Source organism: Nocardioides campestrisoli, assembly GCF_013624435.2.
GTDB lineage: Bacteria > Actinomycetota > Actinomycetes > Propionibacteriales > Nocardioidaceae > Nocardioides > Nocardioides campestrisoli.
Genome location: NZ_CP061768.1, coordinates 1,424,153 through 1,447,530, shown reverse-complemented (window position 1 = coordinate 1,447,530; position 23,378 = coordinate 1,424,153). Strand labels below are relative to the sequence as shown.

Annotated in this window: 21 protein-coding genes and 2 tRNA genes; 3 read left to right on the top strand and 20 right to left on the bottom strand. The window is 72.3% G+C overall.

The features are described 5' to 3' along the window. The first annotated feature begins 53 nt into the window (after positions 1-53). Positions 54-1,175, top strand: a complete 1,122-nt coding sequence (locus H8838_RS06955) for a calcium:proton antiporter (RefSeq protein WP_181310423.1) — start codon at positions 54-56, stop codon at positions 1,173-1,175. Here the strand turns inward: H8838_RS06955 and rodA are convergent. The 7 genes from rodA to H8838_RS06920 all read right to left on the bottom strand — a co-directional run bounded on the left by rodA (position 1,150) and on the right by H8838_RS06920 (position 8,180). After that, positions 1,150-2,361: a rod shape-determining protein RodA gene (gene rodA / locus H8838_RS06950; RefSeq protein ID WP_224766440.1), complete on the bottom strand. Its 1,212-nt coding sequence runs from the start codon at positions 2,359-2,361 to the stop codon at positions 1,150-1,152. The genes H8838_RS06955 and rodA overlap by 26 nt on opposite strands. Beyond that, positions 2,358-4,478 (bottom strand): penicillin-binding protein 2, encoded by a 2,121-nt coding sequence (gene mrdA, locus H8838_RS06945; protein ID WP_181310422.1) that lies wholly within the window; start codon positions 4,476-4,478, stop codon positions 2,358-2,360. Before mrdA ends, rodA begins: the two co-directional genes overlap by 4 nt. Further along, positions 4,478-4,999, bottom strand: a complete 522-nt coding sequence (gene mreD / locus H8838_RS06940) for a rod shape-determining protein MreD (RefSeq protein WP_181310421.1) — start codon at positions 4,997-4,999, stop codon at positions 4,478-4,480. The genes mrdA and mreD overlap by 1 nt, the downstream gene beginning before the upstream one ends. Then, complete coding sequence (gene mreC / locus H8838_RS06935; RefSeq protein ID WP_181310420.1) at positions 4,996-5,904, bottom strand: rod shape-determining protein MreC; 909 nt, start codon at positions 5,902-5,904, stop codon at positions 4,996-4,998. Before mreC ends, mreD begins: the two co-directional genes overlap by 4 nt. Beyond that, a complete protein-coding gene (locus H8838_RS06930) occupies positions 5,904-6,932 on the bottom strand; it encodes a rod shape-determining protein (protein ID WP_185995037.1) in 1,029 nt (342 codons plus the stop codon). The genes mreC and H8838_RS06930 overlap by 1 nt, the downstream gene beginning before the upstream one ends. A gap of 148 nt (positions 6,933-7,080) precedes the next feature. Further along, a complete protein-coding gene (gene ndk / locus H8838_RS06925) occupies positions 7,081-7,494 on the bottom strand; it encodes a nucleoside-diphosphate kinase (protein WP_181310418.1) in 414 nt (137 codons plus the stop codon). Continuing rightward, a complete protein-coding gene (locus H8838_RS06920) occupies positions 7,491-8,180 on the bottom strand; it encodes a pyridoxamine 5'-phosphate oxidase family protein (RefSeq protein ID WP_185995038.1) in 690 nt (229 codons plus the stop codon). Before H8838_RS06920 ends, ndk begins: the two co-directional genes overlap by 4 nt. 109 nt (positions 8,181-8,289) lie before the next feature. Between H8838_RS06920 and H8838_RS06915 the strand changes: the two genes are divergently transcribed. After that, the gene (locus H8838_RS06915) at positions 8,290-9,630 is read left to right on the top strand and encodes an aminotransferase-like domain-containing protein (protein WP_185995039.1); all 1,341 of its coding nucleotides are present in this window, start codon (positions 8,290-8,292) and stop codon (positions 9,628-9,630) included. Between the two features lie 25 nt (positions 9,631-9,655). Here the strand turns inward: H8838_RS06915 and H8838_RS06910 are convergent, their stop codons facing one another. From H8838_RS06910 to H8838_RS06900, 3 genes are read right to left on the bottom strand one after another with little or no spacing between them, the layout of a single operon-like run. After that, positions 9,656-10,066, bottom strand: a complete 411-nt coding sequence (locus H8838_RS06910; protein ID WP_224766439.1) for a DUF4233 domain-containing protein — start codon at positions 10,064-10,066, stop codon at positions 9,656-9,658. Further along, positions 10,063-11,625, bottom strand: coding sequence for a bifunctional tetrahydrofolate synthase/dihydrofolate synthase (gene folC, locus H8838_RS06905; protein WP_185995040.1), 1,563 nt, complete (start codon positions 11,623-11,625; stop codon positions 10,063-10,065). Before folC ends, H8838_RS06910 begins: the two co-directional genes overlap by 4 nt. Before the next feature lie 36 nt (positions 11,626-11,661). After that, positions 11,662-12,555 (bottom strand): GNAT family N-acetyltransferase, encoded by an 894-nt coding sequence (locus H8838_RS06900; RefSeq protein WP_185995041.1) that lies wholly within the window; start codon positions 12,553-12,555, stop codon positions 11,662-11,664. A gap of 77 nt (positions 12,556-12,632) precedes the next feature. Here H8838_RS06900 and valS point away from each other — a divergent pair, with 77 nt between their 5' ends. Beyond that, a complete protein-coding gene (valS, locus tag H8838_RS06895) occupies positions 12,633-15,260 on the top strand; it encodes a valine--tRNA ligase (RefSeq protein ID WP_181310413.1) in 2,628 nt (875 codons plus the stop codon). Positions 15,261-15,267: 7 nt separating this feature from the next. Here valS and H8838_RS06890 read toward each other — a convergent pair whose 3' ends face one another. From H8838_RS06890 to H8838_RS06845, 10 genes are all read right to left on the bottom strand, one after another. Beyond that, positions 15,268-16,119, bottom strand: coding sequence for a hypothetical protein (locus H8838_RS06890; protein ID WP_185995042.1), 852 nt, complete (start codon positions 16,117-16,119; stop codon positions 15,268-15,270). A 138-nt stretch (positions 16,120-16,257) separates the two neighbouring features. Continuing rightward, the gene (gene clpX, locus H8838_RS06885) at positions 16,258-17,538 is read right to left on the bottom strand and encodes an ATP-dependent Clp protease ATP-binding subunit ClpX (RefSeq protein ID WP_181310411.1); all 1,281 of its coding nucleotides are present in this window, start codon (positions 17,536-17,538) and stop codon (positions 16,258-16,260) included. A 131-nt stretch (positions 17,539-17,669) separates the two neighbouring features. Continuing rightward, a complete protein-coding gene (locus H8838_RS06880; protein ID WP_181310410.1) occupies positions 17,670-18,278 on the bottom strand; it encodes an ATP-dependent Clp protease proteolytic subunit in 609 nt (202 codons plus the stop codon). 2 nt (positions 18,279-18,280) lie between these two features. Then, positions 18,281-18,895, bottom strand: coding sequence for an ATP-dependent Clp protease proteolytic subunit (locus H8838_RS06875; RefSeq protein WP_181310840.1), 615 nt, complete (start codon positions 18,893-18,895; stop codon positions 18,281-18,283). A 203-nt stretch (positions 18,896-19,098) separates the two neighbouring features. Next, the gene (gene tig / locus H8838_RS06870) at positions 19,099-20,514 is read right to left on the bottom strand and encodes a trigger factor (protein ID WP_185995043.1); all 1,416 of its coding nucleotides are present in this window, start codon (positions 20,512-20,514) and stop codon (positions 19,099-19,101) included. Between the two features lie 79 nt (positions 20,515-20,593). Then, positions 20,594-20,666, bottom strand: a tRNA-Pro gene (locus H8838_RS06865). 36 nt (positions 20,667-20,702) lie between these two features. Beyond that, positions 20,703-20,776, bottom strand: a tRNA-Gly gene (locus H8838_RS06860). Between the two features lie 123 nt (positions 20,777-20,899). Beyond that, positions 20,900-21,988 (bottom strand): PP2C family protein-serine/threonine phosphatase, encoded by a 1,089-nt coding sequence (locus H8838_RS06855; RefSeq protein ID WP_181310408.1) that lies wholly within the window; start codon positions 21,986-21,988, stop codon positions 20,900-20,902. Continuing rightward, complete coding sequence (locus H8838_RS06850) at positions 21,981-22,868, bottom strand: Fpg/Nei family DNA glycosylase (protein ID WP_185995044.1); 888 nt, start codon at positions 22,866-22,868, stop codon at positions 21,981-21,983. Before H8838_RS06850 ends, H8838_RS06855 begins: the two co-directional genes overlap by 8 nt. After that, entirely contained in the window at positions 22,861-23,367 is a 507-nt protein-coding gene (locus tag H8838_RS06845; RefSeq protein ID WP_181310406.1) for a ribose-5-phosphate isomerase, read from the bottom strand. Before H8838_RS06845 ends, H8838_RS06850 begins: the two co-directional genes overlap by 8 nt. Positions 23,368-23,378 lie beyond the last annotated feature (11 nt).

Here is a 23,378-nt window from a genome sequence, read left to right as displayed (position 1 = left end):
TCCAGCGTACGCGGATTCCTGCAGGCCCCCGCACCGCCGTTAGGTTTGCGCCCATGAGCGCCACCTCTCTGCACGGCCGGTACAACTGGACGCTCGTCACTCCGCCGGTGGCCCTGGCGCTGCTCGCCGCGACCTGGGCCAACCACGAGCACTGGGCGGTGCTGGTGGCCATCGCGGTCGCCCTGGTCGGCGCCGTGCTGGCGGCGGTCCACCACGCCGAGGTGGTCGCGCACAAGGTCGGGGAGCCCTACGGGTCGCTGATCCTGGCGGTCGCGGTCACGGTGATCGAGGTCGGCCTGATCGTCATGCTGATGACCAGCGGCGGCGCCGGCGCCAGCACCTACGCCCGGGACACCGTCTTCGCGGCCCTGATGATCACGCTCAACGGCATCGTCGGCCTCTCGCTCCTGGTCGGCGCCCTGCGGCACCACCTGGTGAGCTTCAACGCCTCCGGCACCGGCGCCGCGCTGGCGACCGTGATCACCCTCGCCGGCGTCTCCCTGGTGCTGCCCGGCTTCACCACCTCGGGCGAGGGCCTGGAGTTCTCCGCCTCCCAGCTCGCCTTCGCCGCGATCGCCTCGCTCGTCCTGTACGGCGCGTTCGTCTTCACCCAGACCGTGCGGCACCGGGACTTCTTCGTCCCGGTCTCCAGCGACGAGTTCGGGCTGTTCACCGGGCTGCTGGACGCCGACGACGACCAGCACGCCGACCTGCCCACCAACCGGGCGACGATGACCAGCCTGGGCCTGCTGCTGGCCTCGCTGGTCTCGGTGGTCGGGCTCGCCAAGCTGCTCTCCCCCACCATCGAGGAGGGCGTCAGCAGCCTGGGCCTGCCCTACACCGTGGTCGGCGTGGTGATCGCCCTGCTGGTGCTGTCGCCCGAGTCGATCGCCGCGGTCCGCAACGCCTCCCGGGACCGGGTGCAGATCAGCCTCAACCTGGGCTACGGCTCGGCGATGGCCTCGATCGGCCTGACCATCCCGACCATCGCGATCGCGATGATCTGGCTCGACGGCCCGCTCGAGCTGGGCCTGATGCCGATGCAGCTGGTGCTGCTGGCGATCACCGTGGTCGTCTCGGTGCTCACCGTCGTCCAGGGCCGGGCCAAGACCCTGCAGGGCGTGGTCCACCTGGTGCTGCTGGCGGCCTTCATCTTCTTGTCGATGAACCCCTGAGCGCCGAGGCGCCCCTGATCCCGCGGGCCCCGACCGGCACCAGCAGCCGGGTCGGCAGGCTGGTGGAGTTGCGCAGGTGCACGTTCTGCAGCAGGCCGAGCGCCAGCATGCCGGCGAACATCGAGGACCCGCCGTAGGAGACGAACGGCAGCGGCACGCCGGTCACCGGCATGATCCCCAGGCACATCCCGATGTTCTGGAACGCCTGGAAGCCGAACCAGCACGCGATGCCGGCCGCCGCGACCCGGCCGAACATGTCGTCGGTCGCCGCGGCGATCGAGAGCGCCCGCCAGATCACCACCCCCAGCAGCGCGATGACCAGCCCGGCGCCGAGCAGGCCCAGCTCCTCCCCGACCGCGGTGAAGATGAAGTCGGTGTGCTGCTCGGGCACGAAGCCGGACTGGGTCTGCGAGCCGTCGAAGAGGCCCTGGCCGTAGAGCCCCCCGTTGCCGACGGCGATCCGCGCCTGCTCGGTGTTGTAGCCGGCCCCCCGCGGGTCCAGGTCGGGATCGGTGAAGGCCATGAACCGGGCCAGCTGGTAGTCCTTGAGCAGTCCCCCGCTCACCGCCAGCGCGGCGGCCGCCACCCCGGCGACCAGCAGGCCGGCCAGCCAGCGGCGGGGTGCCCCGGCCACTGCGAGCGCGCCGAAGACGGTGGCGCTGAGCACCAGCATGGTGCCGAGGTCGGGCTGCCCCATGATCAGCGCCGCCGGCAGGGCCGCGATCAGCAGCATCCCCACCACCTCGACCGTGCCGACCGAGCGGCGCCAGCTGCCCTCGGTCCGCTCGGCCACCAGCAGGGCCATCCCGACCACCACGGCCAGCTTGGCGAACTCCGAGGGCTGGATCGACATCCCGCCCAGCTGGAGCCACGAGCGGGAGCCGTTGATCGTCGAGCCCATGGTCAGCACCAGCACCAGGCCGGCGACGGAGAAGACGTAGACCAGCGGCGCGAGGATGCGTACCCACCGGTGGTCGGTGGCCAGCACCAGCACCATCAGCACGACGCCGATGGCGACGTTGACCAGCTGCTTGCGCAGGTACGCCGTCGGGTCGCCGGCGGTGAGCAGGTCGCGGCCCGAGGTGGTCGACCAGACCGCCAGGGTGCCGATCACGAGCAGACCCGCCACCGCCAGCATGAGCAGCCAGTCCAAGCCCGGCGCGCGCAGCCCGCCGCGGGTGTTCACGACTTGTCCCGCGCGGGCGGGAGGATGGTGCCGTCGGCCTGGAACGTGGGCAGCCGGCCCGGGGCCACCACCCCGGGGATCGCGGCCTTGCGCGGGAGCACCTGGTCGCCCTCGACGCCGTACAGCGTCTCCCAGATGGTCCGGATCGAGTCGCCGGTGCTGCCCGACCCGGTGCCGCCCTGGCTGATCATCATCACCACGACGTAGTCCTCGGTGTAGGAGGCCACCCAGCCGGTGGTCTGCTTGCCGTAGACCTCGGCGGAGCCGGTCTTGGCGCGGACCTGCACCTGGTCGAGCGGGAAGCCGCCGAACTTCCACGCCATCGTGCCGGACCTGGAGACGCCCTTGAGCGCCTCGTCGATGTAGGCCAGCGTCTGCTTCGACGCCTTCGTGCGCCCCTGCTTCTTGGGCGGGATCCGGCGCAGCACGGTGCCGTCGGGGCTGACGATCGCCTTGCCGATCCGAGGCTCCCAGAGGATGCCGCCGTTGCCCAGCGAGGCGTAGGCCCGGGCCAGCTGGAGCGGGGTGACGATGGTGTCGCCCTGACCGATGGAGAAGTTGACGGCGTCGCCGGCGCGGTAGGCGTAGCCCTCCACGCAGAACTCCCGGGCGAACCGGTAGACGAAGTCGGAGGTGTCGGCGTCCTGCGGCTTGCCCGCGATCCCGCAGTAGTAGTCCTTCTGCGACTCGTAGTAGGAGCGCTTCCACTCCCGGTCCGCGATCCGGCCCGGCGCCTCGCCCGGCAGGTCGATCCCCGTCTCGGCGCCGAAGCCGAACTCCTGGGCGCCCTCGACCAGCGGGTCCCGGGCGTCGACGTCGGCCACGTCCGAGCCGAGCCGCTGCCAGTAGTCGTAGCCGATCCGGTAGAAGAAGGTGTTGCAGGAGACCTCGAGCGCCTTGGCGAAGCCGATCGTGCCGTAGGCGCCGGACTCGAAGTTCTTGAAGACCCGGTTGCCCACCTGGAAGCCCGAGGAGCACGGCAGCGTCGAGTCCGTGCGGTAGCCGTTCGCCAGCGCGGCGGCCGTCATGAACGGCTTCCACGTCGACCCGGGGGCGAACTGCCCCTGGGTGGCGCGGGAGAGCAGCGGCGTACCGGCCTCCTCGGAGTAGAGCCGGGCCAGCTCCTGCTCGGAGATGCCGCCGACCCAGACCCCGGGGTCGTACGTCGGCTGGCTGGCCATCGCCACGATCCGCCCGGTCCGGGTCTCCATCACCACCGCGGCGCCGGCGTCGGCCTCGTAGGGACGTCCGGTGACCTTGTCGACCTGGGTGCGCTGGTAGGCCATCGACCGGGCGAGCTCGCGCTCGACCACGCCCTGGACCTTGGCGTCGATCGAGGTGACCAGGGTGTCGCCGGGGGTCGCGGCCACCTCGCCGTCGTCGCCCAGCACCCGGCCCATCGAGTCGACCGCGACCCGGCGCTGGCCGGGCATGCCCCGCAGCCAGGCGTCGTACTGCTTCTCCACACCTGCGCGGCCGACCACCGAGGCGCCGTTGAGGGAGCGGTCGTCGGCCTCGCTGGCCCGGTCGAACTCCTCCTCGGTGATCGGGCTCAGGTAGCCGAGCACGTGGGCGAGGTTCACCCCGTGCGGGCGCGGGTAGGCGCGGACGTGCTGCTGCTCGGCCAGCACGCCGGGGTAGTCCTCGGGCTGCTCGAGCACCCGCAGCGCCACCGCCTGGTCGACGTCGGTGGCGACCGGCACCGGCTGGAAGGGCGAGCCGTTCCAGCAGGTGCCGGCGACCGCGCCCGGATCGCCGCAGTCCAGGAGCCGGCGCTCCACGTGGGTGGTCTTGCGCCCGATCACCGCGGCGACCCGCTCGACCAGCTGGTCGCGCTCGTCCTCCTGGAGCTTGGCCAGGACGCTGCGGTCCACCGCGATCACCCAGGAGAGCCGGTTGGCCACCAGGGGGCGGCCCATCGCGTCGACGACCAGGCCACGCTGGGGCTGCACGACGATGTCGCGCACGGACTGGTCGGCGGCCTGGGCCTGGTAGCCCTCACCGCCGACGACCTGGAGGTAGTAGAGCCGGGCGAAGAGGGTGACGAAGAGGGAGAGGACCAGGGCCTGGACGACGATCAGCCGCAGCCTGCTCCGCTCGGACCCGCTGACGGCCATCAGGCGCGCGCCCTCTCCCGGCCGGCCGGAGTGAGCCGGTCGAAGACCTTCATCGCCCACGGCAGCACGAACGGGGTCAGCAGCAGGTCCCACAGGACGGCGACCGCGATCACCCCGAGGATCTCGGGCACCGAGCCGAGGGGCTCGCCGAGCACCAGCCCGCTGAGCGCGAAGACGGAGGTGCCGATGAAGGAGGAGGCGGCCACGCACCCGAGCACGGCGAGGGTGGACGGACGGGTCTCCTGCCGGACCCGGGAGGCGATCCAGGCGACCAGCACCAGGGAGAGCGCCCAGCGGCCCGCGACGTGGTCGGCAGGCGGCGCGAGGTCGAGCAGCACGCCGCCGGCGAAGCCGAGCAGCAGCGCGAACTGGGCGCCCCCGGAGAGCGCCGCGGCCACCACGACCAGCAGCACGAGGTTCGGCACCACGCCCTGCCAGGCCAGGTGCGGGAAGAGCGAGACCTGGAGAGCCAGGGCCAGGAGCACGACGAGGAGGCCGACGGCGGCCCGGGCCAGGCTCATCCGATCTCTCCGTCCGCCTCGACCAGCGCCCGGTCGGTGGCGGTCCCGTCGGGCACGACCACGCCGACGACGTCGAGGGAGGAGAAGGCGACGAACGGCTCGATCACCGCGCGCTGGGACTGCTCGCGGACGCTGGCGAAGACGTCGGTGACCCGGCCGACCGGGATGCCGGGGACGTACGGCCCAGCGCCGTCGCTCCCCCAGGTGACCACCACGTCGCCCTGGGCGGGCACCACCTTCTGGTCCAGCAGCTCGAGGTCCAGCGTGCCGTCCTCGCCGCCGCGCAGGAAGCCCAGCTCCATGGTGCGCCCGATCCGGCCGCCGACCACGGAGCGGGCGTCGACCGCGAGCAGCACGGTGGCGCTGCTGCGGGTCACCCGCAGCACCCGCCCGACCAGCCCGTCGGCGTTGACCACGGTCATGTCGGGGCGCAGGCCGGCGTCGGAGCCGGCGTCCAGGGTCACGGTGCGGGTGAAGGACTGGGCGGGGCCGTAGCCGACCACCCGGGCCGGGACCAGGCTGCGTCCCAGGTCGGCGGCGGCCCGGGTCAGCCCCTCGAACTCGGCCAGCCGGTTGCGGTCGTAGTCGACCGTGGCGACCTGCTCGCGCAGGGCGGCGTTCTCCGCCTCCAGCTCGCGGACGTCCTCGCGCAGGTCGTCCTTCTGCTTGAACCAGGTCGGGACGGCGGTGAAGGGCCGCACCAGCGCGGAGGTCGCGGTCTCCACCGGGCCGAACCCCTCGCCGACCACCGTGCGCAGCGCGTCGACCGGCGAGTCGGGACCGGTGGCCTGGTCCAGGGTCATCAGGGTCGCCGCGGCCAGCACCAGCGCGACCAGGGTGGCGCGCGGCGGCCTCGGCCCTTCGTCGAGCCCGCGCCAGCGGCGCTCCCGGTCGAAGGGCGCCATCACTTCCTCCGGGGGTCCGAGACCAGGACCTGCTGGAGCGCCTCGAACTCCTCCACGCAGCGTCCGGCGCCGAAGGCCACCGACTCCAGCGGGTGCTCGGCGACGTGCACCGGCATGCCGGTCTCGTGCCGCAGCCGCTCGTCGAGGCCGCGCAGCAGGGCGCCGCCGCCGGTCAGCACGATCCCCCGGTCCATGATGTCCCCGGCCAGCTCGGGCGGGGTCTGGTCCAGGGTCGCGCGGACGGCGTCCACGATGTCGGTGACCTGCTCCTCCAGGGCGTGACGCACCTCGGCGCTGGAGACGACCACGGTGCGGGGCAGGCCGGAGACCATGTCCCGGCCGCGGATCTCCGCCTCCGGCTCGTCGGGCAGCGGGAAGGCGGAGCCGAGGGTCATCTTGACCTCCTCGGCGGTGCGCTCGCCGAGCATCAGCGAGTACTCCTTCTTCATCCACGACATGATCGCCTGGTCGAGGTCGTCGCCGGCGGTCCGCACGCTCAGGCTGGTGACGATGCCGCCCAGGGAGATGACCGCGACCTCGGTGGTCCCGCCGCCGACGTCGACGACCATGTTGCCGGTCGCCTCGTGCACGGGCAGGCCCGCGCCGATCGCGGCCGCCATCGGCTCCTCGACGATGTAGACCCGCCGGGCGCCGGCCTGGAAGCCCGCCTCCTTGACCGCGCGCTGCTCCACCGCGGTGATCCCGCTGGGCACGCAGATCACCATCCGCGGCTTGGCGAAGTAGCGGCGCCGGTGCACCTGCTGGATGAAGTAGCGCAGCATCTGCTCGGTGGCGTCGAAGTCGGCGATCACGCCGTCCTTGAGCGGGCGGATCGCGGTGATCGTCTCCGGGGTGCGGCCGATCATCCGCTTGGCCTCGTGGCCGACCGCGAGCACCTCGCCGGTCACGGAGTTCATCGCCACGACGCTGGGCTCGTCGAGGACGACGCCCTTGCCGCGTACGTAGACCAGCGTGTTGGCAGTGCCGAGGTCGACCGCCATGTCGCGGCCGATGACGTTGTTCGCCATGCGCAGGTGCCTTCGCTGGTCGTCCGTGGGGAAGGGGGGCCACGTGTGACGGATGTGGCTAGGCCCTCAGCGTAGGTAGCGGGCGCACCCGATCACGGGAGGACACGCGCGGACGTCGGCAGCGCGTCGCGCGCCGGCGCGGAACGGGTCAGTCGGCGAGCTCGGGGAACCAGAGCGCGATCTCGCGCGCGGCCGACTCCAGGCCGTCGGAGCCGTGCACCAGGTTCTCCCGGTTCGACAGCGAGAGGTCGCCGCGGATCGTGCCGGGCGCCGCCTTGCGACCGTCCGTGGCGCCGTTGAGCGCCCGGACCACCTCGACGGCGGAGTCGCCCTCGAGCACCAGCGCGACCAGCGGACCGCTGGTCACGAACTCGCGCAGCGGCGGGTAGAAGTCGCGCTCGACGTGCTCGGCGTAGTGCCGGTCGGACTGGGCCGCGTCGATCGTCCGCAGCTCCATCGCCACCACCGAGAGGCCCTTCGCCTCGTAGCGGGAGAGGATCTCGCCGACCAGGCCGCGCTGGACGGCATCGGGCTTCAACAGGACGAGAGTGCGCTGGGTCATACGACCAGCCTAACCACCTCTGCCGGGACCGGACCCACAGCGTCGGCGTCCGGCACCGGCGCTCCCAGCACCCGGCGTACGGGCACGTGACCACCCCATCCCCCGGCAGTCACGTCGGCCGGGTCGTCGCCCGGGCCGCCGGAGCGCTCCTTCATCGACGCCTCGAGCAGCGGCACGGCCAGCACGAGCGTGGCGGCCAGCTCCTTGCGGGTGCTGGGCCGCAGGGTCGCCGCGCGGCCGGGCACCACGTGGTCCACGATCAGGTCGAGGGCGCGCTGTCGCTCCGCGGCGTCCTCGACCACCCGAGCGGTACCGATCACCACCGCGGACCGGTAGTTCATCGAGTGGTGGAAGCCGGAGCGGCCCAGCACCAGGCCGTCGAGCTCGGTGACGCTCACGCAGACCTGCGCGTCGCGCGCAGCACCCAGCCAGACGGCGGCCACCGAGCCGTGCAGGTAGAGCGAGCCACCCTCGTCGGGGCCGTCGGGATCGATGGCGAAGGCGGTCGGCAGGACCACCGGGTGGTCTGCCAGCGAGACCGCCACGTGGGCGACGTAGGCGTCCTGGAGCAGGGCCAGCAGCCTGCTGCGGTCCTGGACCACCCGGTGCCGGCCCCGGGTGGCGCGGGTCCGGGACGTCGGCTCGAGCGGGAGGTCGTGGTCGTGCGGGGCCGTGGTCGAGGTCATGGGGATAGCGTGGCCCCCAGGTGGCCGGTAGTCACGAGCCGCTTGGGACCATTTCTGACAGGCCACTTTTGGGCAGGGTGGCGCGAGCGGCGAGACCTGGAGGCACCACATGGGCACATCCCTCGCGCTGTCGGTCGATCGCGACGACCCGCGTCCACTCGGGGTCCAGCTGGCCGACCAGGTCCGTCGGCTGATCGTCTCCGGGCACCTGGGCACCGGCTCGCGGGTGCCGAGCACCCGGCGCCTGGCCGCCGACCTCGGCGTCTCCCGCGCCGTCGCGGAGCAGGCCTGGGACCAGCTGCGGGCGGAGGGCTGGCTGGAGGCCCGCCAGGGCTCGGGCAGCTGGGTCGCCGCGGGTCGGACCGGTCCCGCCGCCACGCGCCCCGCTCCCCGGCCCGCGCGACCGTCGCCCGACCTGGTGATGATGGACGCCGGGACTCCGTGGATCGACCGGCGCCACGACGCCGCGTGGCGCCGGGCCTGGCGCGAGGTCGCGGCCGCCACCCCGCCCCGTGGGTACGGCGACCCCCGCGGCCTGCCCGCACTGCGCGAGCAGCTGGCCGAGCGGCTGGGGCGGGTCCGCGGCCTGGCGGTCGAGCCGGACGACGTGGTCCTCACCTCCGGCACCACCGCCGGGCTGCGCGACCTGTTGACCGTCCTCCCGGCGGGGCCGGTCGCCCTCGAGGACCCGGGGTACCGCGCCGCGGTGCGGACCGTCGTGGCGTCCGGCCGGACGGCGCTGGACCTGCCGGCGACGAGTCCGGTGACCGACCTCGACGGGGTCGCGGCGGCGTACGTCACCCCGGCGCACCAGCACCCCCTGGGCAGGGTGATGCCGGCTGCGGACCGGTGGACCCTCCTGGACTCCGCACGGCGCGCCCGAGCCCTGGTGGTCGAGGACGACTACGACTCGGAGTTCCGCTACGACGTCGCCCCGGTCCCCGCCCTGGCCTCCCTCGACCCCGCGCGGGTCGCCTACCTGGGCACGGCGTCGAAGTCCGTGCTGCCCTCACTGCGCCTCGGCTGGCTGGTCGCCCCGCCGGGACTGCGCGAGGAGCTCCTGGCCCACCGGAGGACCACCCACGACGCACCACCCTGGCCGGTGCAGCGCGCGTTCCTGGCCCTGCTCCGCGACGGGTACGTGGACGCCGTGGTGCGCAGTGCGCGCCGCGCGTATGCCGAGCGGGCGCCCCGGGTGGTCGCCGCGCTGTCGCCGTACGCCGAGCTCGCCGGGCCGGTCGCCGGGATGTACTCCACCTGGCTGCTCCCCCACGACCGCGCCGTGCGGGCGCGGCGCGCAGCCCGGGAGGCGGGGTTCGTCGTCAACCTGCTGGCCGACTACTGCCGCAGCAGCCCGCTCACCGGCCTGGTGGTCGGGTTCGGCGGACCCTCCGACACCGAGCTGGACCGGGCGCTGGAGGTGCTGGTCTCCGCGCTGGCGCAGCGGTGACCACGTCGGGGATCAGGTCGGGTCCTCAGCCCTGCGGGTGGTCCGCCCGGTACGCCGCCCACGCCTGGGCCCGCTCCCGCTCGATCTTGCGACCCAGCCAGTCGGCGGTGGCCCACAACGCGGCGAAGACGCCGCCGAGGAAGAACATCATCGGGATCACGAAGCCGAGCCCCACGGCCGCCACCTGGAGCACCCAGCCGGCCTTGTAGGCCCACTCGGCGCGCAGCATCCCGGCCAGCAGCAGGGAGACGACGGCCAGGCCGAGCCCGACCACCAGGGCGGTGCGGACGGGCACGTCGGCGATGGTCACCATCACCGGGGTGGTCAGGCCGAGCGCGATCGCCTCCAGTCCGAGCACGGCGGCGCACATGCCGCGGCGCGGGGACCGCTCGGTGTTGGGCTCCGCGACACGCGGGGTCGGGGTCTCGTCGCTCACCGCTCGTCCTCGTGCTCGTCGTCCTGCTCGTCGTCCTCGTCGTACAAGCTGTCGTGCTGGTCGTCGGACCCGCCCAGCAGGCCTGCCAGCAGGTCGTCGAGGTCGTCGGCCTCGTCCGGCCCCTCCACGCCGGCGGCCGTGTCGAGCCCGGCCGTCACCTGCCGGTAGCCCGGCGGCCGGTCGCGCTTCGGCGCCCCGCGCCGCGCCGCCGGCTTCAGCATCGTGCGCGCCTCGCCCACGGTGACCACCGAGCCGGTGACCAGCACGGCGCCGGAGCCGACCGAGTCGCCGAGCTCCTGGCCGACCTCGGCCAGGGTCGCGGCCCGGTCGATCGCGTCGGCCAGCCGGGGCACCACGGTGACGCGGTCCTCCCCGAAGACCTCGACCGCCACCGCGCCCAGCTGCTCGGCGGGCATCGCCCGCGGGCTTGAGGCCTGGGTGACCACCAGGTGGGCCAGGTGCGGCTCGAAGGCGGCGAGCACCCCCTCGTAGTCCTTGTCGCCCATCACGCCGATCACCCCGACCAGCGGGGAGAACGCGAAGGAGTCCTCCAGCGCCGCCGCGGCCGCCTCGGCGCCGTGCGGGTTGTGGGCCGCGTCGAGCACGATCGTCGGCGAGCGCCGGACCACCTCGAGCCGCCCGGGCGAGGTCACCTCGGCGAACGCCGCGCGGACCAGGTCCTCCTCCAGCGGCGAGTCGCCGAGCAGCGCCTCCACCGCGGCCAGCGCGACCGCGGCGTTCTGCGCCTGGTGGGCGCCGTGCAGGGGCAGGAAGACGTCGTCGTACCGGGCGTGGAGCCCCTGGAGGGAGAGCATCTGGCCGCCCACCCCGGGCACCCGGGAGACGACGCCGAACTCGACGCCCTCGCGGGCCACGGTGGCGCCGACCTCCGCGGCCCGCTCCAGCAGCACGGCCGCGACCTCGGGGCTCTGCTGCGCGAGCACGGCGGTGCTGCCGGGCTTGATGATGCCGGCCTTCTCCACCGCGATCGCGGGGGCGTTGTCGCCGAGGTACTGGGCGTGGTCGACCGCGATCGGCAGGACCACCGCGACCTGGGCGTCCACCACGTTGGTGGCGTCCCACGAGCCGCCCATGCCGACCTCGACGACCGCCACGTCGACCGGGGCGTCGGCGAAGGCGGCGAAGGCCATGCCCACCACCGTCTCGAAGAAGGAGAGCGGGTGGTCCTGGTCGGCGTCGACCAGGTGCGTGTACGGCGCGACCTCGTTGAAGACGCGGACGAACGCCTCGTCGCTCAGCGGCTCGCCGTCGATGCTGATCCGCTCGGTCATCCGCTCCACGTGCGGGGAGGTGAACCGCCCGGTGCGCAGGTCCAGGGTGCGCAGCAGGGTGTCGATCATCCGGGAGGTGGAGGTCTTCCCGTTCGTGCCGGTCAGGTGGACCACCTGGTAGGCCCGCTGGGGGTCGCCGAGGAGCTCGGTGAAGGCCTCGATCCGGTCCAGCGACGGCTCCAGCCTGGTCTCCGGCCAGCGGGAGAGCAAGGCGTCCTCGGCCTCGGCGAACGTCTCGGCGGGGCGGGGCTGCGCAGACTCGGTCATGGTGGCTCCGAGTCTATGGCCTGCCCCGCAGGGCGCTCAGCCCGCCAGTCCCCCGAGGTTGACCATGTCGACGAGCGGCTCGTACCCCAGGCGCTCGTAGACGGCGTTCGAGGTCGGGTTGGCCTGGTCGGTGAAGAGGCAGGCCCGCCACCTCTCGGCGAGGATCCGTCGAGAGACCTCGGCCACCGCGCTGCTGGCGTACCCGTGCCCCCGGCGCTCCCGCGGCGTGTAGACCGGCCCCACCCGGACCACACCGAAGGCCGGCGGGTTGGTCCCGGTCAGGTGGACCACCTCGCCGCCGTCCTCCCAGAGCCAGATGCGGCCACCCTCGATCCGGCGCCGCACGGAGCCCAGGTCCTCGCCGAGGTCGTGGTGGCTCCCCGCGGGCCGCCCGGCCTGCTCGTCGGCCGCCCCGGCGAACGCCTCGATCCAGGCCAGGCACAGCTCCGCCTCCTCGAGCCGCGCCGCGCGCAGGTGCCCGGGCGCCGGACGGCGGGGCGGGACCAGGGCCGGGAGCTCGAAGAGCCGGGTGTGCTGCTCCACCACGACCCGCCCGCCGGCCAGCCGCGCGGACTCCTCGGCGAAGGCTCGCACCGCGGGCAGGGCCCCGTTGGCCCCTGCCACCTGCTCCCCGCGCGCGTGCAGGACCCGGGCGAGCCCCCGGGCCGACTCCTCGGGCATCGGCAGCACGAACAGCGGGCGGGGCGCGAACGGGGCGGTCCGCATCGCCGCGCCGGTGACGGCGCCCGACTCCGCGCGCACGACGACGTACCAGTCGCGGGGGTCCTGCACGACCCCGTCGGCCACCTCGGCGGCCGCGCGAGCGGCGAAGGTGGCCACCACCGTGCTCGTCACCGGCTCCGCCGCGAGGTGCTCGCCTGCCGTGGCGAGGAACGCCGCCGGGTCGTGGTGGAACTCCAGCCTGGTCATGCGCAGAGAGTAGGTGGCCCGCCCACCGGCGGGAACTCGGTTCGTCGCCGCCGAGCCGCCCTCATAGACTTCTTGGCATGACTGAGAACCAGACCCCCGACCCGTCCCCGACGACGCCCGCGCCGCGCGACGTCGTCGTACCGGACAAGCCGGCGCTGGAGGGTCTGGAGACCAAGTGGTCGCAGCGGTGGAAGGAGGAGCAGACCTACCAGTTCGACCGCACGCAGCCGCGGGAGAACGTCTACTCCATCGACACCCCGCCGCCCACCGTCAGCGGCTCCCTGCACGTGGGCCACGTCTTCTCCTACACCCACACCGACCTGATCGCCCGCTACCAGCGGATGACCGGCAAGAGCGTCTTCTACCCGATGGGCTGGGACGACAACGGCCTGCCGACCGAGCGCCGGGTGCAGAACTACTACGGCGTGCGGTGCGACCCCTCCCTGCCCTACGACCCCGACTTCACCCCGCCGGAGAAGCCGGACCCCAAGCGTCAGGTGCCGGTCAGCCGACCGAACTTCGTCGAGCTCTGCGACACGCTGGTCCAGGAGGACGAGAAGGTCTTCGAGTCGCTGTGGCGCACCCTGGGCCTCTCGGTCGACTGGAACCACCAGTACACGACCGTGAGCAAGCCGGCCCAGGTGGTCAGCCAGCGCGCCTTCCTGCGCAACTACGCCCGGGGCGAGGCCTACCTCCAGGAGGCTCCGACCCTGTGGGACGTCACCTTCCAGACCGCGGTCGCCCAGGCCGAGCTGGAGTCGCGTGACTACGCCGGCGCCTACCACCGGGTCGCCTTCCACCGCCCGGACGGCCAGACCGTGGAGATCGAGACCACCCGGCCCGAGCTGATCCCGTCGGTGGTCGCCCTGGTCGCCCACCCCGACGACGAGCGCTACCAGCCGCTCTTCGGCACCACCGTCGCCTCGCCCGTCTTCGGCGTGGAGATCCCGGTCCTGGCCCACCCCGCAGCGGAGATGGACAAGGGCGCCGGCATCGCCATGAGCTGCACCTTCGGCGACCTCACCGACGTCACCTGGTGGCGCGAGCTGCAGCTCCCGGTGCGCACCGTGATCGGCCGCGACGGCCGGTTCACCCGGGAGACCCCGGAGTGGCTGACCGCCGACCGCGCGGCCACGGCGTACGCCGAGCTGGCGGGCAAGACCGTCTTCTCCGCCCGGGAGGCGATGGTCGCCCTGCTCCGCGAGAGCGGCGACCTCATCGGCGAGCCCAAGCCGACCCAGCGGATGGCGAACTTCTACGAGCGCGGCGACAAGCCGCTCGAGATCGTCTCCACCCGCCAGTGGTACATCACCAACGGCGGCCGCGACGAGGAACTGCGCACCGAGATGCTGGAGCGCGGCCAGGAGATCACCTGGCTGCCCGAGCACATGAAGCACCGCTACGACAACTGGGTCCGGGGCCTGAACGGCGACTGGCTGATCAGCCGCCAGCGGTTCTTCGGCATCCCGTTCCCGGTCTGGTACCCGCTGGACGCCGAGGGCGAGCCCGACTACGACCACCCGCTGCTGCCCAGCGAGGCGGAGCTGCCGATCGACCCCTCCACCGACGTCCCCGGCGGCTACGAGGAGGCGCAGCGCGGCAAGCCCGGCGGCTTCGTCGGCGACCCGGACGTGATGGACACCTGGGCGACCTCGTCCCTGACGCCGCACATCGCCGGCGGCTGGGGCACCGACGACGACCTGTTCTCCCGCGTCTTCCCGATGGACCTGTGCACCCAGGGCCACGACATCATCCGCACCTGGCTCTTCTCCCGGGTGGTCCGGTCGCACTTCGAGAACCACGTCACCCCGTGGTCGCACGCCATGCTCTCGGGCTGGATCCTCGACCCGGACCGCAAGAAGATGTCGAAGTCGAAGGGCAACGTGGTGGTGCCCACCGAGATCCTCGACAAGTTCGGCGCGGACGCCGTGCGCTGGCGCGCCGCGCTGGCCCGGCCCGGCCTGGACTCGCCCTTCGACGAGACCCAGATGAAGGTCGGTCGCCGGCTGGCGATGAAGGTGCTCAACGTCGCCAAGTTCGTGCTCGCCGGCGTCGGCGCCAGCGACCCGAACCCGGTCACGGTCTCCCAGCCGATCGACTGCGCGCTGATGGGGCGGCTGGCGCAGGTGGTGCGCACCGCGACCGAGGCGTTCGAGAAGTACGACTACACCACCGCGCTCGAGGTCACCGAGCGGTTCTTCTGGGAGTTCTGCGACGACTACGTGGAGCTGGTCAAGGAGCGGGCGTACGCCGAGGACGGCGGCGCCGCCACCGAGTCGGCGCGGGCGGCCCTGGCGGTCGCGCTGCACGTGCAGCTGCGGCTCCTGGCGCCGTTCCTGCCCTACGTCACCGAGGAGGTCTGGTCCTGGTGGCGTGACGGCTCCGTGCACACCCAGGCCTGGCCGACGGCCCTCGAGCTCGGGTCGGCCGCCGCGTCCGACCCGGAGTCGCTGACCGGGGTCGCCGCCGCGCTCGCCGGGGTGCGCGGGGTGAAGTCGAAGGCCAAGGTCGGGATGCGCACCGAGCTGGCCAGCGTCACCGTCACGGGGCCCGCGGCCCTGGTCGCGGGCGCCGAGTCGGCCGCGGACGACCTGCGCAAGGCCGGCAAGATCACCGGGACCCTCGACTTCGTGGTCGACGAGGACGCGCAGGAGATCCGCGTCGAGGCCGAGCTGGCCGGCGACGTGGCGACGCCGGGGGCCTGAGGTTCCCTCAGCCGCGGCCGCCGCGCGACGAGCGCGGCGGCCCGGAGAGCCCGTGGCCGTGCGGCGACCCGTGGCCGTACCCCGGGACGGAGAGCTCCGAGCCGGACGACTGGGGGCCCCGACCCGGCGAGGAGTGGCCCGGGCCGGAAGGTGACGTCGGGGCCGGGGAAGCCTGCGGCTCCTGCGGGCCCGGGTGGGTCGGCGGGACGGGCCCACGCCCCTGTGGGTGCCGCGGCTGCTGGCCGAACGGGGAACGACCCAGCGTCGTCCGGGGCTCCTGGTACTGCCCGGTCAGCGGGTGCTGCGGCTTGCCGGGGTGCTGCGTCTCCCCCGGGTGCTGGGCGTGTCCATGGCGCTGGGCCTTGCCGGGGTGCTGCGCGTGCCGGGGGTGCCGGGCGTACGGGGGCTGCCCCGACGGTGGCACCGGCGGCGTCAGCACCGGCGGGTCGGACGGCGGCACAGCGGGCGGCTGCGGGCGCGACTCCCCGGGGGGCGTCGGAACGCGCGGCCCGGGGCGGGACGAGACGGTCCGGCGAGTGGTCTTGGCCGGGTGCCCGACGGAGGGAGCCTCGACCAGCCGAGTCGCTCCCGGGCGCACCTCGCGCACCGGAGCGCCGGCCCCGGACGCCGTGGCCGGCGGAGGCACCGGCTTGTCGACCCTCGGACCACCGGCCCGAGCTCCGTCCTCCGCGTCTCCACGCTCCGGGCGGTGCTGCTGCAGCAGGTCACCCGCCGGGCCGGGCAGCGCCCGCAGGACCCCGGCGAGCGCCTCGCTGCGGATCGCGTGTCCCATGAACAGCCCGCACAGCAGGGCCACGGTGATGAAGGCGACCAGCGGCCGCTTGTGCTCGGCGCTCATGCGACGTCCTGTTCCGTCCCGAGAAGACATGTCCTGTCCATTCTGGGACCCCAGACAGGGGTCCCGAGCACGTCTCGGGACAAATAGTCACAAGTGACTAGAAGGGATGGAACGAACGGGCCATGCCGCGGCGCCGCGTCAGGCGGAGCGCTTCTTCTTCTCCGGCTCGCGGGTGATCAGGGTGGGGGCCACGTCGCTGAGGACCACCTCGTCGGTGACGATCACCTTCGCGACGTCGCCGCGCGAGGGCACGTCGTACATCACGTGGAGGAGGACCTCCTCGATGATGGCCCGCAGGCCACGGGCGCCGGTGCCGCGCTCCAGGGCCTTCTCCGCGATCGCGCCGATGGCGTCCTCGGTGAACTCCAGCTCGACCCCGTCGAGCTCGAAGAGCCGCTGGTACTGCTTGACCAGCGCGTTGCGGGGCTCGGTGAGGATCTGCACCAAGGCCTCGGTGTCCAGCTTGCTCACGCTGGCGATCAGCGGGAGCCGGCCGATGAACTCGGGGATCAGGCCGAACTTGGTGAGGTCCTCGGGGCGCACCTGCGCCATCAGGTCCTCGGCCTCGCGCTCGGCCTCGCCGCGCACCTCGGCGGTGAAGCCCAGCGACTTCTTGCCGACGCGCTGCTCGACGATGTGCTCGAGCCCGGCGAAGGCACCACCCACGATGAAGAGGATGTTGGTGGTGTCGATCTGGATGAACTCCTGGTGCGGGTGCTTGCGCCCGCCCTGAGGCGGGACGGAGGCGGTGGTGCCCTCCAGCATCTTGAGCAGCGCCTGCTGCACGCCCTCTCCGGAGACGTCCCGGGTGATCGAGGGGTTCTCCGCCTTGCGGGCCACCTTGTCGATCTCGTCGATGTAGATGATCCCGGTCTCGGCCTTCTTGACGTCGTAGTCAGCGGCCTGGATCAGCTTGAGCAGGATGTTCTCCACGTCCTCGCCCACGTAGCCCGCCTCGGTGAGGGCGGTCGCGTCCGCGATGGCGAACGGCACGTTGAGCATCCGGGCCAGCGTCTGGGCCAGGTAGGTCTTGCCGCAGCCGGTGGGGCCGATCACCAGGATGTTGGACTTGGCGACCTCGACGACCTCGTCCTTGTGGTGCTTGCCGGGCGTCCCGCTCAGGCCGGCCTGGACCCGCTTGTAGTGGTTGTAGACCGCGACGGCCAACGACTTCTTGGCGTGCTCCTGGCCGATCACGTAGGAGTTGAGGAACTCGAAGATCTCCTTCGGCTTCGGCAGCTCCTCGAGGCCCACCTCGGCGCCCTCGGCCAGCTCCTCCTCGATGATCTCGTTGCACAGCTCGATGCACTCGTCGCAGATGTAGACGTTGGGTCCCGCGATGAGCTTCTTGACCTGCTTCTGGCTCTTCCCGCAGAAGTTGCACTTCAACAGGTCGCCACCGTCACCGATGCGTGCCACGGGCGATCATCCTTCGAGTAGGCCGGGCGGACCCGGTGTGGTGCGTCGAAACTCCTAGACGGTACCCCGTGCCCGTCCCCCAGGGGGACGGGACACGGAGACCGACCTGACTGCGTGTGACGATGTCGATCTCAGCCGAGCGCCAGCGCGCTGGAGCGCGGCTGGAGAACGGAGTCGATCAGCCCGTACTCGACCGCCTGCTCGGCGGTCAGGATCTTGTCACGCTCGATGTCGCGGCTCACCGTCTCGATGTCCTTGCCGCTGTGCTCGGCGATCATCTTCTCCAGCAGCTCCCGCATCCGCAGGATCTCGTTCGCCTGGATCTCGATGTCCGAGGTCTGGCCGAACGTGCCCTCGGTGTAGGGCTGGTGGATCAGGATCCGGCTGTTGGGCAGCGCCATCCGCTTGCCCGGGGTGCCGGCGGCCAGCAGGATCGCGGCCGCCGAGGCCGCCTGACCCAGGCAGACGGTCTGCACGTCGGGCTTGATGAAGCGCATCGTGTCGTAGATCGCCGTCAGCGCGGTGAACGAGCCGCCCGGGGAGTTGATGTAGATGGAGATGTCCTGATCGGGGTTCATCGTCTCCAGGCACAGCAGCTGCGCCATCACGGCGTTGGCCACGTCGTCGGAGATCGGCGACCCGAGGAAGATGATGCGCTCCTCGAAGAGCTTGCCGTAGGGGTCGATCCGGCGGAACCCGTAGGAGGTCCGCTCCTCCCACTGCGGGATGTAGTAGTTCACTGTCAGTCCTTGTCGGAGTCGGAGGAGTGGGCCGGACGACCCTCGTCGGCGGCCTCGCGGGCGCTCTTGATCACCTGGTCGACCAGCCCGTACTCGAGAGCCTGGTCGGCGGTGAACCAGCGGTCGCGGTCCGCGTCCGCCTCCACCTGCTCGACGCTCTGGCCGGTGTGCTGGGCGATCAGCTCGAGGAGCACCTTCTTGATGTGCAGCGACTGCTGCGCCTGGATCTTGATGTCCGACGCCGAGCCGCCCATCCCGGAGGAGGGCTGGTGCATCATGATCCGCGCGTGCGGCAGGGCGTAGCGCTTGCCCTTGGTGCCGGCGCAGAGCAGGAACTGCCCCATCGAGGCGGCCAGGCCCATGCCCACGGTCGCCACGTCGTTGGGGATGTAGTTCATGGTGTCGTAGATCGCCATGCCGGCGTCCACGGAGCCACCGGGGCTGTTGATGTGGAGGAAGATGTCGGCTTCCGGGTCCTCCGCCGACAGCAGCAGCAGCTGGGCGCAGATCGCGTTCGCGTTCTGGTCGCGCACCTCGGAACCGAGGAAGACGATCCGCTCCTTGAGCAGCCGCTGGTAGATGTGGTCGTCGAGCCCGTAGGAACCGCCACCGTTCATCTGCGGTGCGATCTGGGGAGCACTGGAGTTCGGGTTCACGCCTGTGACCCTAGCCCGTGGCACCGACAGTTCCACGGCATATCGCCCTCTGTTCGCCCACAGCGCACAGCGCGGACGACGCGGGACGCACACGACGAGGCCCCCGTCGCGAGCCCCTCCGGAGAAGGGGCGCGACGGGGGCCTCGAGGCCGCCGGGGGTCCGGTCAGGCCTTGTCGTCTTCCTTCGGCTCCTCGGCGGAGTCGTCGGTCTCGGCGTCCTGCTCCTCGGCCTCGGGCGCGGCGGCGGGCTCGCCCACCGAGCCGTCCGGGCGGAGGTTCTTCAGGTCGACCACGTCGCCGGAGGCGTCCTTGACCACCGCGGTCTCCACCACCTGCGCCAGGGCCTTGCCGCGCAGGATCTCCTGGACCAGGTCCGGGATGTGGTTGTGCTCGAACATGTGGTTCGCGAACTCCTGCGGGTCCTGGCCGGACTGCTGGGCGCGCATCACCATGTGCTGGGACAGGTCGTTCTGGTCGACCCCCAGCTCCTCCTTCTTGGCGATCGCGTCGAGCAGGAACTGCGCGGTGATCGCGTCGCGGACCCGACGGTCGAGGTCCGCCTCGAACTCCTCGGTGGTCTGGCCCTCGTCCTCGAGGTACTTCTCCATCGTCAGGCCGGCGAAGACCAGCTGCTGCTCGATGTTCTGCCGGCGGGCGTTGAGCTCGTCGGTGACCAGGTCGTCGGGCAGCGGGATGGAGACCTTCTCCAGCAGCGCCTCCAGGACGGCGTCGCGGGCGGCCGCAGCCTGCTCCAGGCGCTTGCCCCGGCCGAGCCGCTCGCGCACGTCGGCGGTGAGCTCCTCGACGGTGTCGAACTCCGAGGCCATCTGGGCGAACTCGTCGTCGAGCTCGGGCAGCTGCTGCTCCTGGACGCCGGTCACCTTGACGGTCACCTCGACGTCCTGGCCGACCAGGTCGCCGCCGACGAGCTGGGAGTCGAACGTCTTCTCCTCGTCGGCGCTCATGCCGACCAGGGCCTCGTCGAGGCCGTCGAGCATGCCGCCGCGACCGACCTTGTAGGACATCCCGGAGACCTCGCCGCCCTCGACGGTCTCGCCGTCCTGGGCCGCGCGCAGGTCGATGGTGACGAAGTCGCCCTCGGCCGCCGCCCGGTCGACGTCGACCAGGGTGCCGAAGCGCTCGCGGAGCGCCTCCACCTGCTCCTCGACGTCGGCGTCGGTGACCTCGACGTCCTCGACCTGGGCCTCGACGCCCTCGTAGTCGGGGAGGTCGAACTGGGGCTTGACGTCCACCTCGGCGGTGAAGACGAGGATGTCGTTGTCCTCGAGGCGGGTGACCTCGATCTCGGGCTGGGCCAGCGGCTCCAGGCCGGCGGACTGCATGGCCTCGATGTACTTGGCGGGAACGACCTGGTTGACGGCCTCGTCGAGGACCACGCCGCGGCCGACCTGGCGGTCGATCACCGCGGCGGGCACCTTGCCCCGGCGGAAGCCGGGAACGTTGATCTGCTGGGCGATCTTCTTGTACGCCGCGTCGAGGCTCGGCTTGAGCTCCTCGAAGGGCACCTCGACAGTCAGCTTGGCCCGGGTCGGGCTCAAGTTCTCGACGGCGCTCTTCACAGGTGTTCTCCTTCATCGGGGGCTACGTGGGCTTCTGGCTGAAGCACGGGTGGAATGACGTGGTACGACGTGGTGGGAGTCGGGGCGACAGGACTCGAACCTGCGGTCTCCTGCTCCCAAAGCAGGCGCGCTAGCCACTACGCTACGCCCCGCCAAAGCGCCCCCGCCCGAGGCGGCCGAGAGCTCCTTGGAGCGGATGACGGGAATCGAACCCGCGTAATCAGTTTGGAAGACTGAGGCTCTACCATTGAGCTACATCCGCGTGCGCGCCTGAGGACGGGTGGAATCCACCGCCGACGATGCGCGCAGCCATGTTGCCACATCCGCGGCGAGGCTCGTAACCGAGGCCACCGGCCCTGCATCTCGCGCCGGACCCCCGCGCCGATCAGGGGCGCCGGTGCACCATCAGCAGCGCCCGGTCGTCGTCGGGCGAGCCCAGCGCGTCGATCAGCCGCGCCGCCCCGTCCTCGAAGTCGCCGCGCAGGATCCGCTCGGCCTGCCCCAGCATCCGGTCGATGCCCAGGCTGATGTCCCGGCCACGCTCCTCCACCAGCCCGTCGGTGTAGAGCAGCATCGCGTCGCCGGGCCGCATCACCCCGGCGGTCGAGGGGTAGGTGGCGTCCTCGATCAGTCCCAGCAGCGGGCCGTCGGCCACGACCACGCCCCAGCGTCCGGTGCCCGCGTCGTGCACGGCCGCCGGCGGGTGGCCGGCCGAACGGAGCTCGAAGTGGCCGGTGGCCAGGTCCAGGGAGAGGTGGATCGCCGTGGCGAAGCCCTCCTCCCACGCCTGCCGCAGCAGGTAGTCGTTGGCAGCAGGGAGGAACTGTGCCGGTGACATGGCCCCGAGCAGTCCACCGAAGGCTCCGGAGAGCAGCAGCGCCCGCGTGCCGGCGTCCTCGCCCTTGCCGGAGACGTCGACCACCGCCAGCTCGAGACGGTCGCGCGAGCGGCTGGCCACCACGAAGTCGCCGGCGAAGGCCGTCCCCCCGGCCGAGCGGAGCTCCCAGGCCACGTTCCACCGGGCGGGGAGCGTCGGGATCGCACCCTGCTTGAGGATCCGGTCTCGCAGGTCCACGAGCATCGACTCCCCCATCACCCCCGCCACCCCCAGGGTCGACCGGCGGAAGGAGGCCAGCAGCACGATGAAACCGAGCACGAAGAGCACGGCGACGGTCACCGCCACCCGGACCGTGATGTCGGGCTGCTGGGTCACGGTCACGGCCAGGGTCAGCAGGACGAAGACGATGAACCACGGCAGCTGGCGCGGCCCGAGCACCAGGCTGGCCACCGCCATCGGCAGCACCATCAGGATCAGCGGGGCGTAGTCGGGCACGCCGACGATGGCCGCCGCCATCAGCAGCGTCACCACCACGAGCAGCACCAGCTGCTCGGACATGCCGGTGCGCACAGCCCGGTGGTAGTGCTGCCGGACGCGTCGGGCGGACGCGGAGAGCACCGAGTTCGCTTCAGCCATGGGAGTCCTTGCGTGCGATTGCCCCAGAGCCTAGGGCCCGCGACCTGAATGACGGCTGACATCGGGGGCACCAGAACGAGTTGCGTCCCGCCAGCGGCTCGGTGCGCACCCGGGTGCCGCACACCAGGCACGGCTGGCCGGTCCTCCGGTAGACGTAGACCTCGCCGCCGTGGTCGTCGCGCCGGGGCGGCCGGCCCATCGCCTCGGGCGTGTGCTCGGGGCGCACGGTGTCGATCCGGCCGAGCCGCACGCCCTCGGCCATCAGCTCCACCAGGTCGCGCCAGATCGCCAGGAACTGGCCGCTGCGCAGGGTGTCGGCCGGGCGCAGCGGGTGCAGACGCTGGCGGAACAGGACCTCGGCCCGGTAGACGTTGCCCACGCCGGCCAGGACCGACTGGTCCAGGAGCAGCTCGCCGATCGGCTTGCGGCTGCGCCGGATCTTCTGCCAGGCCCGGTCCGGGTCGGCGTCCGGTCGCAACGGGTCGGGCCCCAGCCGGGCGAGCACCGAGTCGACGGCCTCCGCGCCGACCAGGTCGCAGCGGGTGGCGCCGCGCAGGTCGGCGTACGCCGGAGACCGGTCCGGCTCGGCCTCGGCGACCAGGCGCAGCCGCACCTGCCCGACCGGGGGTGGCACGCCCGCGGCCTCGGGGTGCACCGCGAAGCCGCCGATCAGCCCGAGGTGGATGTGCACGAACCGGTCGCCGGGGAACTCCAGGAACAGGTGCTTGCCGGCCGAGTCAGCGCCGACCAGCACCTCGCCGTCGAGCTGACGCGCCTCGACGGCGAACCGGCCCTGGGGGCTGCTGACGCCGACGCGGCGGCCGGCGAAGGTGGCACTGAGGTCGTCGGCGAGCCGACGCAGGGTGTGCCCCTCAGGCATCCGGCCCCGTCAGCGCCGACTCCGGCAGGGGCGGGAGCTCACGGGTCTGCTCGTACTCGGCCATCTGGCCGATCCGGCGCACGTGCCGCTCGTCGCCGGAGAACGGGGTGGTGAGGAAGACCTCGACGTAGCGGGTCATCTCCTCCAGGGTGTGCATCCGACCACCCACGGAGACCACGTTGGCGTCGTTGTGCTCCTTGGCCAGCGCCGCGGTCTCCTCCGACCAGGCCAGGGCGCAGCGGATCCCGATCACCTTGTTCGCGGCGATCTGCTCGCCGTTGCCCGAGCCGCCGATCACCACGCCGAGGCTCATCTGGCCCTCGGCGCGCTCGGCGGCCACCGCCTCGGCCGCCCGCAGGCAGAAGACGGGGTAGTCGTCGACCGCGTCGTAGACGAACGGTCCGTGGTCCACCGCCTCGTGGCCGGCGTCGACCAGCCAGTTCATCAGGTGGTCCTTGAGCTCGAGGCCGGCATGGTCAGAACCGAGGTGCACGCGCATGCCCACATCCT